Raw genomic sequence first — 14,057 nt, 5'->3', positions numbered from 1 at the left:
TCCTACTCTACACAACAAGGTTATGCCCGTTCCCTCAAAACGCGGGTTTGTTGCGCAAGGATTTCCAGTGAGTCGTACTACTACAGTCAATGACGCGACGGCGAGCGATATTGACGACCAACGCATTTCTCAGCCGGTTCAGTTTATTCAACGCGGTACCTCTGCCTTCATGCGCGTCACGCTGGCGCTCTTTTCTGCCGGACTGGCGACCTTCGCCCTGCTGTACTGCGTCCAGCCTATTCTGCCAGTGCTGTCCCATGAATTTGGCGTATCGCCTGCCAGTAGCAGTATTTCACTGTCGATCTCCACAGGTATGTTAGCCGTTGGCCTGCTGTTTACCGGTCCGCTGTCGGATGCCATCGGGCGCAAGCCGGTGATGGTGACCGCGCTGCTGCTTGCCTCCTGCTGTACGTTGCTCTCGACGATGATGACCAGTTGGCACGGCATTCTGGTGATGCGCGCGCTGATTGGCCTCTCGCTCAGCGGCGTCGCGGCCGTCGGAATGACCTATCTGAGCGAAGAGATCCACCCCAGTTTTGTCGCGTTCTCAATGGGACTGTACATCAGCGGTAACTCGATTGGCGGAATGAGCGGACGTCTGATTAGCGGCGTGTTTACGGATTTCTTTAGCTGGCGCATAGCGCTGGCGGCCATTGGTTGCTTCGCGCTGGCGTCGGCCCTGATGTTCTGGAAAATTTTGCCGGAATCACGCCACTTCCGTCCCACGTCGCTACGCCCCAAAACGCTGTTCATTAACTTTCGACTCCACTGGCGCGACCAGGGGCTGCCGCTGCTGTTTGCGGAAGGTTTTCTGCTGATGGGGTCGTTCGTCACCCTGTTTAACTACATCGGCTATCGCCTGATGCTTTCACCGTGGGAGCTCAGCCAGGCCGTGGTCGGCCTGCTTTCCGTCGCCTATCTGACCGGGACCTGGAGTTCGCCGAAAGCCGGTTCGATGACGGTGCGCTATGGGCGCGGCCCGGTGATGCTCTTTTCCACCGCCGTGATGCTTGTCGGTCTGCTCATGACCTTATTCAGCTCGCTATGGTTGATTTTCGCCGGCATGCTGCTCTTCTCGGCAGGATTCTTTGGTGCCCACTCCGTCGCCAGTAGCTGGATTGGCCCGCGCGCACGTCGCGCCAAAGGCCAGGCCTCTTCGCTGTATCTGTTCAGTTACTATCTGGGATCGAGTATCGCCGGTACGCTCGGCGGCGTGTTCTGGCATAACTATGGCTGGAATGGCGTGGGGGGATTTATCGCGATTATGCTGATACTGGCCATTCTGGTCGGCACACGACTGCATCATCGTCTTCACGTCTAGTCTGAAAGAAAAGCCCGGGTCTCACCGGGCTTTTCGCCTCTCGACCAACAGTGGTTACCAAATTCCTAAGATTGATGAATACCCCATCAATTCTCTGACGGCATCCAGTGCCAGAAGAGCAAAGACGACCCAGTGAAGTGGATTCATTTTGCTGTGTGTGTTTATTGTTATTGGACGGGTACGACGTTCCCGTTGGCTACTATAAAAAAGGCTATCGATAAACATAACTACCCATTATGGTGGGGGCATTCAACCTGCCTGTTTCGTCGAAGAGGATACATGGATAACAAAAGCTATCAACAACTTGCTCGCACCTTCCTGCGGCTCTCCCGCTTCTCTCACCTTTCCGCCATCGCCAGTTGGGATATGTTCGCCATGATGCCGCCAGGCGGCAGCGCGGCGCGTGGTGAAGCGCTGGCTGAACTGAGCGTACTGGAACACCAAATTCTGACCGAACCGAAAGTGGCGCAATGGCTTGCCGCGGCCGCCGAGGAAGATCTCAATGATGTGGAACAAGCCAATCTGCGGGAAATGACGTGGCTGCATACCCAGGCCGCGTTGTTACCGGAGTCATTAGTGGAGGCTAAATCGCTCGCCGGAAGTCGCTGCGAGCACGCCTGGCGCAGTCAGCGTCCCGCTAACGACTGGCAGGGATTTTCAGTGAATCTGCGAGAAGTGGTGAAACTGAGTCGTGAAGAGGCCAGACTGCGTGCGCAGATCAAAGGCGGTTCGCCGTATGACGCGCTGCTGGATATTTATGAGCCAGAAATGACCAGTGCACAACTGGACGGACTGTTTGCCGATCTCAAATCGTGGCTGCCGGATCTCCTCAGTTGCGTGGTTGCCCGGCAGTCGCAGCAGTCGCTGGTTGCCCCCGTCGGCCCCTTCCCGACGGCCGCTCAACGTGAACTGGGGCTGGAGACCATGGCGGTACTCGGTTTCGATTTTAACGCCGGTCGCCTGGATATCAGCGCACATCCGTTCTGCGGCGGCGTGCCGCAAGATGTGCGTATCACGACGCGCTATGACGAAAACGAGTTACTCAGCGCCCTGTTTGGCGTTATCCACGAAACCGGACACGCCCGCTATGAGCAAAACCTGCCGCGTCACTGGCTGGGGCAACCGGTGGCCCTTGCCCGTTCCACCGCGATCCACGAATCCCAGAGTCTGTTTTTTGAAATGCAGGTGGGCCGCAGCAAGGCGTTTTTACAGCGACTGCTGCCCGCCGTGAAGCGTCATTTTGGCTCTCAGGCGGCCTTTGAAGAGCAAAACTTCATCGCCTGGAACCAGCGGGTGAAACCCGGTTATATCCGCGTGGATGCCGATGAGGTCAGCTACCCGGCGCACGTCATTCTGCGCTATGAGATTGAGCGAGCGTTAATCAATGGCGACATCGAGGTGGACGATATTCCTGCGTTGTGGGACGAAAAAATGCAGGCCTGGCTGGGATTGTCGACCAAAGGGAATTATCGCGACGGCTGTATGCAGGATATTCACTGGACCGACGGCGGGTTTGGCTACTTCCCTTCTTACACGCTGGGCGCGATGTACGCCGCACAGTTGTTCAGCGCCGCGAATCGCGCATTGCCGGATCTTGGCCAGCAGATTGCCAGCGGTGATTTCAGCGCACTGTTTGACTGGCTGCGACAGAACATCTGGCAACACGGCAGTCGTTTTACCGCGGAGCAGTTGATCACCCAGGCCACCGGAGAAGCTCTGAGCAGTCGCCATTTCCGCGCCCACCTTGAATCTCGCTATCTGTAAACCGCCCTGCCGGGCCGTTGTGCCCGGCATTGTACATATCGTTACACGCCGAAACCAATGACTCACGGAAGCACCCATAATCCAGCGATATAGTTATTTCAACGGCCCCGCAGTGGGGTTGAATGAAAAACCAAATCGAGGGTATGAGAATGAAAAAAGTATTAGCTCTGGTTGTTGCCGCTGCTATGGGTCTGTCTTCTGCCGCTTTTGCTGCTGACACTACGACAACTGCACCGGCTGCCGCACCGACCGCAAAAGCGGCTCCGGCAAAAACCATGCACCACAAAAAACATCACAAAGCGACCACTCAGAAAGCGCCAGAGCAAAAAGCGCAGGCCGCTAAAAAACACCCGAAAAAAGCCAAAGCCACGACTGAGCAGAAAGCGCCAGAACAAAAAGCGCAAGCCGCTAAAAAGCACGTCAAAAAACACACCAAACAATCGGCTGCTAAGCCCGCCGCTCAACCGGCAGCTTAAGTCCTGACTCTGTAAACTGGCGCGCCCCCTCGCGCCATTATTCAACGGCGCTGAACGCTTTCCCGGTTTAGCGCCGTCTTTTTCGGAGGGTAACATGGTGCGCCGTTATCGCTTTGAGTTCATTCTTATCACGCTTATTTTATGTGCTCTCATTGCTGCCCGCTTTTATCTTTCCTGATCGTAGTACTCTGATTTTGCTCTCACTTTCCCGCCGTTGCGTCTATAGTAATTACTGAGGGTTTTCTTTTAATAATCATAATTACCCACACAGAGTGTGATATGCGTAAAACCGTTGCTGTATTACTGGGGTCGTTGTGCTTTTCATCGGGTATTGCGCATGCGGATAAGCCCGACGAGGACACCGGGACCAGTGAAGTCAAAACGTTATTTTTTGGTCAGGACGATCGCGTGCCGGTAAGCGATCCTACGCAATCGCCGTGGGATGCTATCGGACAACTGGAAACCGCCAGCGGAAACTTGTGTACTGCGACGTTGATCTCCCCGCATCTGGCGCTCACCGCCGGACATTGCTTATTAACCCCGCCGAAAGGGAAACCGGATAAAGCCGTGGTCCTGCGTTTTGTCTCTAAAAAAGGTCTCTGGCGTTATGAAATTCACGGCATTGAAGGACGCGTGGATCCGGGTCTGGGAAAACGTCTGAAGCCCGATGGCGATGGCTGGATTGTGCCGCCGGCTGCCGCGCCGTGGGATTTTGGCCTGGTCGTCCTGCGCTATCCGCCTTCCGGCATCACGCCGTTGCCGCTCTTTGAAGGGGACAAAGCCGCACTGACCGCCGCACTCAAGGAAACCGGACGCAAGGTCACACAGTCGGGATACCCGGAAGACCATCTGGATACGCTCTATTCGCATCAGGACTGCATTGTCACCGGTTGGGCGCAGAATTCGGTGTTGTCGCATCAGTGTGACACCCTGCCGGGCGACAGCGGTTCGCCGCTGATGTTGAAAACCGACGCTGGCTGGCAGTTAATTGGCGTTCAGAGTTCCGCCCCGGCGGCGAAAGATCGCTGGCGCGCTGACAACCGGGCTATCTCGGTGACCGGTTTTCGTGAAAAACTGGATGCTCTGGCCGTGGAACAATAAGACTCATCATGCTGCCCGCAGGGCGCGGGCAGCGAAACATCAGGCAAGCTTAATCATCACCATACCGGCCAGCAGCAGAACAACGCCTATCCAGCCCTTATGATTCAGGCGCTGACCAAACAGTATCCATCCGGCGGCAAGCGTCGCGGCGATACCAAATCCCCCCCACAGCGCATAGGCAACGGACAGGTCAATGCCCTTTACCGCCTGAGACAGCGCACTGAACGCGGCGAGTACCGCGACCAGCGAGAGGATGCCATACAGCTTGCGCCGAAAACCGTCAGAGAATTTTAAAAAGACGTTGGCGATAATTTCCAGAACGATCGAAACCCCCAGCCACGCAGCGTGAACCCACTCAAACTGTTGCATGCGTCACCTCTTTCGCGCCCTGACGCGACTTGCGGGTACCGGATTTAATCAACACAATCCCCAGCACCAGCGTCGCCAGACCGGCAATTTTCATGGCCGACAGCGACTCATCAAATAACAGCACGCTAAACAGCGTAATAAATAAAATACCGATACCTTCCCACAGCGCATAAGCCACACCGAGGGCGATTTTTTTAACGGCAAAAGAGAGAAAAATATACGAGGCGGCGATCATCACCAGCATTAAAATAAATCCACTGTTGCCATCGCTCACGCTTGCCCATTTCATCGACAGCGTGCCGGTAATTTCAGCGACAATCGCCAGGCCTAATAAAATCCAGTAAAACATGATGCTTCTCCTGCTTGAGAATATAATCCTTTGGGCTTGCCGGATGCAGCAAACCAGAAAATAAAATCAGTTAGCCAGACGCGTGGCGTCAGCTCGGGCAGAAGAAGGGACTACAGCGCGTTGCGCCAGTGCTGCTCACCTGCAAGCAGGAAAGAGGAGGAAGTACGAAGAAGAGTCTGTGTAGAAAAAAACGTCCTGAACATATTGTCCATAATATTACAATTATCCGCAGTGTTGCTTCTCGTCATCGCGGATGATAATTGTCCTCGGTAGTTGAACACGCCTGATTTGTATCATAGGCCAGGAATTAACTCAAAACCTTTTCACTTCTTTACCCGAATCGTTTGATTTTTACCAGGACACGTCGACAGGAATCACCTTATTATACGCGGCAAGCAGAAAAATACAGGACGCTCCATGGCAAAACCAATCATCACGCTGAACGGTCTCAAAATCGTCATTATGCTGGGAATGCTGGTGATCATTCTTACCGGTATCCGCTTTGCGGCGGATATTATTGTTCCCTTTATTCTGGCCTTATTTATTGCCGTCGTCCTCAGTCCACTGGTGCAGCGGATGGTGAAACTGCGCGTTCCACGCGTGCTGGCGATCTCCTTGCTGGTTATCATCATTGTGATGGCGATGGTCCTGCTGCTGGCCTACCTGGGAACGTCCCTCAACGAACTGGCGCGCACCCTGCCCCAGTATCGTTCGTCACTGGTCATCCCGCTGAAAAATCTGGAGCCCTGGCTGGTCCGCTCAGGCATCGACGTCTCCGTGGATGAGATGGTGAAGTACATCGATCCCAACGCGGCGATGACGCTTATCACCAATTTGTTGACGCAGTTAACCAATGCCATGTCGTCGATATTTTTGCTGCTGCTGACGGTGGTCTTCATGCTGCTGGAAGTGCCGCAACTTCCCACCAAATTCCAGCAGATTATGGTCCGCCCGGTCGTGGGGATGGCGGCCATTCAGCGCGCCATCGACAGCGTGTCGCACTATCTGGTACTGAAAACGGCAATCAGTCTCGTCACGGGGCTGGTGGTCTGGGGCATGCTGGCGGCGCTGGATGTTCGTTTCGCCTTTATCTGGGGGCTTCTGGCCTTCGCGCTGAACTACATCCCGAACATCGGCTCGGTGCTGGCGGCTATCCCCCCTATCATTCAGGTACTGGCGTTTGGCGGCCTGTACGACGCGCTGGTGGTACTTGCGGGCTATCTGATTATCAACCTGGTGTTCGGTAATATCCTTGAGCCACGCATCATGGGACGCGGTCTGGGGCTCTCTACACTGGTGGTGTTTCTGTCGTTGATCTTCTGGGGCTGGCTGCTGGGACCGGTGGGCATGCTGCTTTCGGTTCCATTGACCATTATCGTCAAGATTGCACTGGAGCAATCCGTTGGCGGGCAAAGTATTGCCATTCTGTTGGGCGATGTGAACAAGACGTGATCGACATAAAAACGGCCTCCGCAGAGGCCGTTTCAAGGGAACAACCGATTACAGCGCTTTCAGAATCGCATCCACGCTGGCTTTGGCATCGCCAAACAGCATATGGGTGTTCTCTTTAAAGAACAGTGGGTTCTGCACACCAGCGTAGCCGGTATTCATTGAACGTTTGAAGACGATAACGTTCTGCGCTTTCCACACTTCCAGTACCGGCATACCGGCAATCGGACTGTTCGGATCGTCCTGCGCCGCCGGGTTCACGGTGTCGTTCGCGCCAATGACCAGCACGGTGTCGGTATCGGCGAAATCATCGTTGATCTCGTCCATTTCCAGCACGATGTCGTAAGGCACTTTCGCTTCCGCCAGCAGTACGTTCATGTGGCCAGGCAAACGTCCGGCAACCGGATGGATGCCGAAACGCACTTTGATACCGCGCGCGCGCAGTTTCTCGGTAATTTCCGCAACCGGATACTGTGCCTGCGCCACCGCCATGCCGTAGCCCGGGGTGATGATCACCGTATGCGAGTTTTTCAGCATATCGGCAGTATCTTCCGCACTGATCTCACGGTGTTCACCCACTTCTTCATCACCGCTGGACGCCGTACCATCGGTACCGAAGCCCCCTGCAATGACGCTGATGAACGAGCGGTTCATCGCCTTACACATGATGTAAGACAGAATTGCACCGGAAGAACCGACCAGCGCACCGGTCACGATCAGCAGGTCGTTGCTCAGCATGAAGCCCGCCGCCGCTGCCGCCCAACCGGAGTAGGAGTTCAGCATGGAGACCACGACCGGCATATCCGCCCCGCCGATGGAGGCCACCAGATGCCAGCCGAACGCCAGCGCGATGATGGTCATCACCAGCAGCGCCAGAACCTGCAGGCCAACGCTTTCGGTGCGTACAAAGACCACCAACAGCAGGAAAGAGACCACCAGCGCCGCGAGATTCATTTTATGGCGATTCGGCAGCATCAGCGGCTTAGACGAAATCTTGCCGCGCAGTTTACCAAACGCCACCACCGAACCGGTGAAGGTCACCGCACCGATGAAGATGCCAAGGAACACTTCGGTCAGGTGAATATTCACCAGAATCGGCTCGAGGCCCGCTTCGTGATACAGATAGCTGTTAAAGCCGACCAGCACCGCAGCCAGACCGACGAAGCTGTGCAGAATCGCCACCAGCTCCGGCATTTCGGTCATTTCGACTTTCTTCGCCAGACGAATACCAATCGCGCCGCCGATGATCATCGCCACCAGGATCCAGGCAACATTGCCGGTATCCGGGCCAAAAATCGTGGCAATCAGCGCAATCGCCATCCCGGCGATACCGAAGTTGTTACCCTGCTGAGACGTTTCATGTTTTGAAAGTCCCGCCAGACTGAAAATAAACAGGATCGCGGCAACAATGTATGCAGCTGTAACTAATCCTCCAGACATGTGTTACCCCTTAGTTTTTCCGGAACATTTTCAGCATGCGCTGAGTCACGGTGAAGCCACCGAAAATATTGATGCTGGCAATCAGTACCGCGATGAAGCTCAGGAAGCTAACCCAGCCACCCTGGCCAATCTGCAATAGCGCGCCAACCACGATGATCCCTGAAATGGCGTTGGTCACGGACATCAGCGGCGTATGCAGAGCATGAGAGACGTTCCAGACCACGTAGTAACCCACCACGCAGGACAGAGCGAATACCGTAAAGTGCCCGAGGAACTCTTTCGGCGCGACGTCAGCCAGCCAGCCAAACAGAACGATCGCCAGCGCCATCAGCGCATATTTGCGCCACGGTGAAGCGGGTTTTTCCGGTTCTTTTGCTGCTGGCGCGGCTTTCGCGGCGGCCTGCGGTTGTGCGGACACCTGAATCGGCGGCGCAGGCCAGGTAATTTCACCGTCACGCACCACCGTTACGCCGCGGATGACCACGTCGTCGAAATCAACGGTGATATTACCGTCTTTCTCTTTGCACAGCAGTTTGAGCAGGTTAACGAGGTTGGTGCCATAAAGTTGCGAGGACTGCGTCGGCAGACGCCCTGGCAAGTCGGTATAGCCGATCACTTTGACGCCATTTGCGGTGGTCGTGACCTGATTGGCAACCGTGTATTCACAGTTGCCGCCGTTTTGGGCGGCCAGGTCGACAATGACGCTGCCCGCTTTCATAGAGTCAACCATCTCACGGGTGATCAGTTTCGGTGCCGGTTTGCCGGGGATCAGCGCGGTGGTGACAATAATGTCGACCTCTTTTGCCTGCGCGGCAAACAGCGCCATTTCCGCTTTGATAAACGCTTCGGACATGACTTTGGCATAACCGTCGCCGCTACCCGCTTCCTCTTTGAAATCCAGTTCGAGGAATTCAGCGCCCATACTCTGGACCTGCTCTTTCACTTCGGGACGGGTGTCAAAAGCACGTACAATCGCGCCCAGGCTGTTCGCCGCGCCAATGGCGGCCAGACCCGCGACGCCTGCGCCGATCACCATCACTTTGGCCGGCGGCACTTTGCCCGCTGCGGTGATTTGCCCGGTAAAGAAGCGTCCGAACTCGTGCGCCGCTTCAACGATCGCCCGATAACCGGCAATGTTTGCCATGGAGCTCAATGCATCCAGCGACTGCGCACGTGAAATACGCGGTACAGAATCCATTGCCATCACCGTCACATTACGCTCGGCGAGCTTTTGCATTAACTCTGGATTCTGCGCAGGCCAGATGAAGCTGACCAGCGTGGTGCCCGGATTGAGTAACGGAATTTCCTCATCTTCCGGTGCGTTGACCTTCAGAATGATCTCTGATTGCCAGACAGCGCTGCTGTCGACAATTTCCGCGCCCGCTTCTACAAAAGCCTTATCGTCAAAACTTGCCAGTCCACCCGCGCCGCTCTCTACCGCGACGGTGAAACCCAGCTTCAGCAGTTGCTCAACCGTTTTCGGCGTCGCTGCTACGCGGGTTTCATTGGTAAACCGTTCTTTTGGTATGCCAATTCGCATCATGTTCCCTTCCATCGGTATTTTTGATGATGGTTTGTCAGTGATCGTGGAATTGCGCAGGCAATTTCACGCAGGAGGTACAGGTTACCCCGGAAAAATAAAACAGTAACAAACTCCGTATAACGTACTGAAAATAGCGCCTGTGATCTAGCGCCAAAAAACAGTATTTGTCGGGTTATCAGCAAAACAGGAACGATTCAGCCCTCTGACCGGGATAATGACCTTCAATTCCTTGCGAAAAGCCAATAAATCGCTCAGACGACGCGGCAAAACATGATTAAGCGCCACAGCAGATCAACTAATTAACATTAAATTAACTTATAAAATTCAGTATGTTCATCAGTTTTTACTGTGAAATGACCATTTTTTCGACATATCATAATTTGTTATCGACCTTGTGACGTCATCTGTCATGCCGATTGAAAAATGACGCAGACAGTCACCGGGTTTAAATGCAATAATCAGCCACGTTTCTAGTCAATAACAATACCAGTACCTGGTTTGCGCAAGGCGAAGGATTATTTTTATGAAGCTTAAGAACACTCTCCTGGCGTCCGCACTTCTTTCTGCGACGGCTTTTTCCGTAAACGCAGCAACAGAATTGACGCCGGAGCAAGCGGCAGCACTGAAACCTTATGACCGTGTCACGGTCACTGGCCGTTTTAATGCGATTGGCGACGCGGTGAAGGCCGTTAACCGCCGCGCAGATAAAGAAGGCGCTGCCTCATTTTATGTCGTTGATACATCTGATTTTGGTAACAGTGGTAACTGGCGTGTTGTTGCAGACTTCTACAAGGCCGACGCCGAAAAAGCGGAAGACAGCAAAAACCGCGTGATCAATGGCGTGGTGGAATTGCCGAAGTCTGAAGCCGTCATGCTGGAACCGTTTGACACCGTCACGGTTCAGGGTTTCTACCGCAGCCAGCCAGAAGTGAATGACGCCATTACCAAAGCCGCACGTGAAAAAGGCGCTTACTCCTTCTACATCGTGCGTCAGATTGATGCGAACCAGGGTGGCAACCAGCGCATCACTGCCTTTATCTACAAAGAAGATGCGAAGAAACGCGTAGTGCAGAGCCCTGACGCTATCCCGGCGGATTCCGATGCAGGTCGCGCAGCGCTCGCTGCTGGCGGCGAAGCGGCGAAGAATGTCGAGATCCCGGGTGTCGCCACCACCGCCTCTCCGAGCTCGGAAGTGGGCCGCTTCTTCGAAACGCAATCCACTAAAGGTGGACGTTACACTGTCACCCTGCCGGATGGCACGAAAGTCGAAGAACTGAACAAAGCGACGGCGGCCATGATGGTACCGTTCGACAGCATCAAGTTCACCGGCAACTACAGCAGCATGACCGACGTCTCTTATCAGGTCGCCAAGCGTGCGGCGAAACAAGGGGCCAAGTATTACCACATTACCCGCCAGTGGCAGGAACGTGGTAACAACATGACCATCAGCGCCGATCTGTATAAATAACGCGCTCCGGTAGTAAAATAAGGCGGCTTTATGCCGCCTTTCGTTTTATTAGTCACAAATCTTTCTCTGATCGTTGCATGCAGTCTCTTCTCTCCGTAAAATCCCGCGCCTTAGTGGCTTTCACCATTTTTATGCGTTTTGCCACAATAATTATTCTTCATCGTTCGTTTTTACCACGGGATAACCATGGAAAAGAAACTGGGACTGAGCGCACTCACCGCGCTGGTTTTAAGCTCAATGCTTGGCGCAGGTGTTTTCAGTCTGCCGCAGAACATGGCCGCGGTTGCCAGTCCGTCGGCCTTACTCATCGGCTGGGCGATCACCGGCGCCGGGATATTGCTGCTGGCGTTTGCCATGTTGATTCTGACGCGTATCCGTCCCGAACTGGATGGCGGCATCTTCACCTATGCCCGTGAAGGATTCGGGGAGCTAATCGGTTTCTGCTCTGCCTGGGGTTACTGGTTATGCGCGGTGATTGCCAACGTCTCCTACCTCGTCATTGTCTTCTCTGCCCTCAGTTTCTTTACCGATACGCCCGCGCTGCGTCTGTTTGGCGACGGGAACACCTGGCAGGCGATCGTGGGCGCTTCGGTGCTGCTGTGGGTGGTGCACTTTCTGGTGCTACGCGGTGTGCAAACGGCGGCCAGCATCAATCTGGTGGCGACGCTGGCAAAATTGCTGCCGCTCGGTCTGTTTATCGTGCTGGCCTTTATGGCGTTCAAACTGGAGGTTTTCAGCCTCGATTTCACTGGCATTGCGCTGGGTGTCCCGGTCTGGGAACAGGTTAAAAACACGATGCTCATCACGCTATGGGTGTTCATCGGTGTGGAAGGCGCAGTGGTGGTCTCGGCGCGGGCGCGCAATAAGCACGATGTGGGTCGCGCGACACTGCTGGCAGTGCTCTCCGCGCTTGCTGTTTATCTGCTGGTGACTCTGCTCTCGCTTGGCGTGGTTGCCCGTCCGGAACTGGCGGAGATCCGTAACCCGTCAATGGCGGGTCTGATGGTCAAAATGATGGGGCCGTGGGGTGAGATTATCATTGCGGCGGGCCTGATTGTCTCTGTCTGCGGGGCCTATCTGAGCTGGACGATTATGGCGGCGGAAGTTCCGTTTCTCGCCTCAACCCATAAAGCCTTCCCGCGGATTTTCGCCCGTCAGAATGCGCAAGGTGCACCATCGGCCTCGTTGTGGCTCACCAACCTCTGCGTCCAGGTCTGTCTTGTGCTTATCTGGCTTACCGGTTCGGATTACAACACCCTGCTGACCATCGCCTCAGAGATGATTCTGGTTCCTTATTTCCTTGTCGGCGCCTTCCTGCTGAAAATTGCCACCCGTCCGCTTCACCAGGCGGTAGGTGTCGGTGCGTGCATTTATGGCTTATGGTTATTGTATGCCTCGGGGCCAATGCACCTGCTGCTCTCGGTGGTGCTTTATGCGCCGGGTCTGCTGGTGTTCCTGTATGCACGTAAGACGCATACGCATGATAACGTTCTGAATCGTCAGGAATTGGTTCTGATTGGTCTGTTACTGGTTGCCGCCGTACCGGCGACCTGGTTGCTGGTGGGGTAAACGCATCCCATCGTTTGACGCTAATTGCCTGATTCGCAGGCGCATAAGGAGTTTTTCGATGGGAACCCAACATCCTCTGCCCATTTTAGTGACCGGTGGTGGTCGCCGCATCGGCCTCGCCATTGCCTGGCACTTTCTCAACCAGAAACAGCCGGTGATCGTCAGCTATCGTACGCATTATCCGGCCATTGACGGGCTGACCCAGGCGGGTGCCCTGTGCATTCAGGCTGATTTCTCCACCGATGAAGGCATTCTGGCTTTCGCCGATACCGTTAAAGAACGCGCCAGCGGTCTGCGCGCCATCGTGCATAATGCCAGCGCATGGATGGCGGAGAAACCCGGAACGTCGCTCTCTGATGTACTGGCCTGCATGATGCAAATCCACGTCAATGCCCCCTATCTGCTTAACCATGCGCTGGAAGGCATGCTGCGCGGGCACGGGCACGCCGCCGGTGACATCATTCACTTTACCGATTACGTTGTGGAGAAAGGCAGCGACAAGCATATCGCCTATGCGGCCAGTAAGGCGGCGCTGGATAATATGACCCGCTCATTCGCCCGAAAGCTCGCGCCGGAGGTGAAGGTCAACGCCATCGCCCCTTCGTTGATACTGTTTAACGAAGGTGACGATGCCGAGTACCGCCAGCAGGCACTGAACAAATCGCTGATGAAAACGGCGCCGGGCGAAAAAGAGGTGATCGATTTAATCGATTATCTGTTGACCAGTTGCTTTGTGACCGGTCGCAGTTTCGCCGTAGACGGCGGTCGTCATCTGCGTTAGTGCAGTTTGACCCAGCAAAAAATCAGCAGCCAGGCGCTCAGGCACCAGCAGATCACCGCCCCGCCCAGCGCCACCGGCAGCTTCAGAAAACCGGTGAAATACCACAGCGAAACGAGATAGACAAAATAGGGAATAATTGACCACATGCTGAACACGATGGTCGTTCTCAGTGCGTCAATTCCCCGTTCGCTGGCCACGATGTAATGGGCAATCAGCGCGAATGTCGGGAACAGTGGGATTAACCCTGCGATGTAGTAATTCTTCGTTTTTGCCAGCAACCCAATCAACACCACCACCAGCGCTCCTAGCGCGGCTTTAATCACGAGTCCCATTACCTTGCCTTTACACATCAATAACATCGGCAACCAGCATAACGGAAGCGTCCCCATTTAGGAAAGATTAATGGAAGGCAACGCCCCGGCGGTGT

Annotated in this window: 15 protein-coding genes; 9 read left to right on the top strand and 6 right to left on the bottom strand. The window is 54.7% G+C overall.

The features are described 5' to 3' along the window. The first annotated feature begins 67 nt into the window (after nt 1-67). Nucleotides 68-1,321, top strand: a complete 1,254-nt coding sequence (locus tag F384_RS06715) for an MFS transporter (protein WP_046480568.1) — start codon at nt 68-70, stop codon at nt 1,319-1,321. 54 nt (nt 1,322-1,375) lie between these two features. Here the strand turns inward: F384_RS06715 and F384_RS30730 are convergent, their stop codons facing one another. After that, a complete protein-coding gene (locus tag F384_RS30730) occupies nt 1,376-1,468 on the bottom strand; it encodes a KPN_01571 family protein (protein WP_216525544.1) in 93 nt (30 codons plus the stop codon). 132 nt (nt 1,469-1,600) lie between these two features. Between F384_RS30730 and F384_RS06710 the strand changes: the two genes are divergently transcribed. The 4 genes from F384_RS06710 to F384_RS06700 all read left to right on the top strand — a co-directional run bounded on the left by F384_RS06710 (nt 1,601) and on the right by F384_RS06700 (nt 4,662). Continuing rightward, nucleotides 1,601-3,085, top strand: a complete 1,485-nt coding sequence (locus tag F384_RS06710; protein WP_046480567.1) for a carboxypeptidase M32 — start codon at nt 1,601-1,603, stop codon at nt 3,083-3,085. A gap of 149 nt (nt 3,086-3,234) precedes the next feature. Beyond that, a complete protein-coding gene (gene asr / locus F384_RS06705; RefSeq protein WP_046497839.1) occupies nt 3,235-3,561 on the top strand; it encodes an acid resistance repetitive basic protein Asr in 327 nt (108 codons plus the stop codon). Between the two features lie 94 nt (nt 3,562-3,655). Then, nucleotides 3,656-3,739 carry a hypothetical protein gene (locus tag F384_RS29795; protein ID WP_099434124.1) on the top strand — a complete coding sequence of 28 codons (84 nt, stop codon included), beginning with the start codon at nt 3,656-3,658 and terminating at the stop codon, nt 3,737-3,739. Nucleotides 3,740-3,840: 101 nt separating this feature from the next. Continuing rightward, on the top strand, nt 3,841-4,662 hold the full coding sequence (locus tag F384_RS06700; RefSeq protein ID WP_046480565.1) for a trypsin-like serine peptidase: 822 nt from the start codon (nt 3,841-3,843) through the stop codon (nt 4,660-4,662). A gap of 39 nt (nt 4,663-4,701) precedes the next feature. Here the strand turns inward: F384_RS06700 and mdtI are convergent, their stop codons facing one another. Then, nucleotides 4,702-5,031, bottom strand: a complete 330-nt coding sequence (gene mdtI, locus F384_RS06695) for a multidrug/spermidine efflux SMR transporter subunit MdtI (RefSeq protein ID WP_046480564.1) — start codon at nt 5,029-5,031, stop codon at nt 4,702-4,704. Continuing rightward, nucleotides 5,018-5,383, bottom strand: coding sequence for a multidrug/spermidine efflux SMR transporter subunit MdtJ (gene mdtJ, locus F384_RS06690; RefSeq protein WP_162200263.1), 366 nt, complete (start codon nt 5,381-5,383; stop codon nt 5,018-5,020). Before mdtJ ends, mdtI begins: the two co-directional genes overlap by 14 nt. 414 nt (nt 5,384-5,797) lie before the next feature. Between mdtJ and F384_RS06685 the strand changes: the two genes are divergently transcribed. Beyond that, nucleotides 5,798-6,832 carry an AI-2E family transporter gene (locus F384_RS06685; protein ID WP_046480560.1) on the top strand — a complete coding sequence of 345 codons (1,035 nt, stop codon included), beginning with the start codon at nt 5,798-5,800 and terminating at the stop codon, nt 6,830-6,832. 48 nt (nt 6,833-6,880) lie between these two features. Here the strand turns inward: F384_RS06685 and pntB are convergent, their stop codons facing one another. Together pntB and pntA are read right to left on the bottom strand one after the other, a co-directional pair. Continuing rightward, nucleotides 6,881-8,269 carry a Re/Si-specific NAD(P)(+) transhydrogenase subunit beta gene (pntB, locus tag F384_RS06680; RefSeq protein ID WP_046480558.1) on the bottom strand — a complete coding sequence of 463 codons (1,389 nt, stop codon included), beginning with the start codon at nt 8,267-8,269 and terminating at the stop codon, nt 6,881-6,883. A 10-nt stretch (nt 8,270-8,279) separates the two neighbouring features. After that, nucleotides 8,280-9,809, bottom strand: a complete 1,530-nt coding sequence (pntA, locus tag F384_RS06675; RefSeq protein WP_046497835.1) for a Re/Si-specific NAD(P)(+) transhydrogenase subunit alpha — start codon at nt 9,807-9,809, stop codon at nt 8,280-8,282. Nucleotides 9,810-10,335: 526 nt separating this feature from the next. On the opposite strand from pntA, the gene ydgH reads away from it, so the two are divergent. From ydgH to folM, 3 genes are all read left to right on the top strand, one after another. Further along, on the top strand, nt 10,336-11,280 hold the full coding sequence (gene ydgH / locus F384_RS06670) for a DUF1471 family protein YdgH (protein WP_046480555.1): 945 nt from the start codon (nt 10,336-10,338) through the stop codon (nt 11,278-11,280). A 186-nt stretch (nt 11,281-11,466) separates the two neighbouring features. Continuing rightward, entirely contained in the window at nt 11,467-12,849 is a 1,383-nt protein-coding gene (locus tag F384_RS06665) for an amino acid permease (RefSeq protein ID WP_046480553.1), read from the top strand. Nucleotides 12,850-12,907: 58 nt separating this feature from the next. After that, nucleotides 12,908-13,630, top strand: a complete 723-nt coding sequence (gene folM / locus F384_RS06660) for a dihydromonapterin reductase (RefSeq protein ID WP_046480552.1) — start codon at nt 12,908-12,910, stop codon at nt 13,628-13,630. Here the strand turns inward: folM and F384_RS06655 are convergent. Continuing rightward, nucleotides 13,627-13,962, bottom strand: coding sequence for a GlpM family protein (locus tag F384_RS06655; RefSeq protein ID WP_042319174.1), 336 nt, complete (start codon nt 13,960-13,962; stop codon nt 13,627-13,629). The two genes, folM and F384_RS06655, sit on opposite strands and share 4 nt — an antisense overlap. Between the last annotated feature and the right edge of the window lie 95 nt (nt 13,963-14,057).

The organism is Citrobacter amalonaticus Y19 (assembly GCF_000981805.1).
In the GTDB taxonomy this organism is placed as follows: Bacteria; Pseudomonadota; Gammaproteobacteria; order Enterobacterales; family Enterobacteriaceae; genus Citrobacter_A; species Citrobacter_A amalonaticus_C.
Note: the sequence above shows the minus strand (reverse complement) of the source record. Positions and strands in the feature narration are given on the sequence as shown.

Bases quoted from the DNA above. Each gene is read 5' to 3' on its own strand.
- F384_RS06700 (WP_046480565.1), top strand. From the start codon at position 3,841: ATGCGTAAAACCGTTGCTGTATTACTGGGGTCGTTGTGCTTTTCATCG.
- mdtI (WP_046480564.1), bottom strand. From the start codon at position 5,031: ATGCAACAGTTTGAGTGGGTTCACGCTGCGTGGCTGGGGGTTTCGATC.
- asr (WP_046497839.1), top strand. From the start codon at position 3,235: ATGAAAAAAGTATTAGCTCTGGTTGTTGCCGCTGCTATGGGTCTGTCT.
- F384_RS29795 (WP_099434124.1), top strand. From the start codon at position 3,656: ATGGTGCGCCGTTATCGCTTTGAGTTCATTCTTATCACGCTTATTTTA.
- pntA (WP_046497835.1), bottom strand. From the start codon at position 9,809: ATGCGAATTGGCATACCAAAAGAACGGTTTACCAATGAAACCCGCGTA.
- ydgH (WP_046480555.1), top strand. From the start codon at position 10,336: ATGAAGCTTAAGAACACTCTCCTGGCGTCCGCACTTCTTTCTGCGACG.
- F384_RS06655 (WP_042319174.1), bottom strand. From the start codon at position 13,962: ATGGGACTCGTGATTAAAGCCGCGCTAGGAGCGCTGGTGGTGGTGTTG.
- F384_RS06710 (WP_046480567.1), top strand. From the start codon at position 1,601: ATGGATAACAAAAGCTATCAACAACTTGCTCGCACCTTCCTGCGGCTC.
- folM (WP_046480552.1), top strand. From the start codon at position 12,908: ATGGGAACCCAACATCCTCTGCCCATTTTAGTGACCGGTGGTGGTCGC.
- F384_RS06665 (WP_046480553.1), top strand. From the start codon at position 11,467: ATGGAAAAGAAACTGGGACTGAGCGCACTCACCGCGCTGGTTTTAAGC.
- F384_RS06685 (WP_046480560.1), top strand. From the start codon at position 5,798: ATGGCAAAACCAATCATCACGCTGAACGGTCTCAAAATCGTCATTATG.
- pntB (WP_046480558.1), bottom strand. From the start codon at position 8,269: ATGTCTGGAGGATTAGTTACAGCTGCATACATTGTTGCCGCGATCCTG.
- F384_RS30730 (WP_216525544.1), bottom strand. From the start codon at position 1,468: ATGAATCCACTTCACTGGGTCGTCTTTGCTCTTCTGGCACTGGATGCC.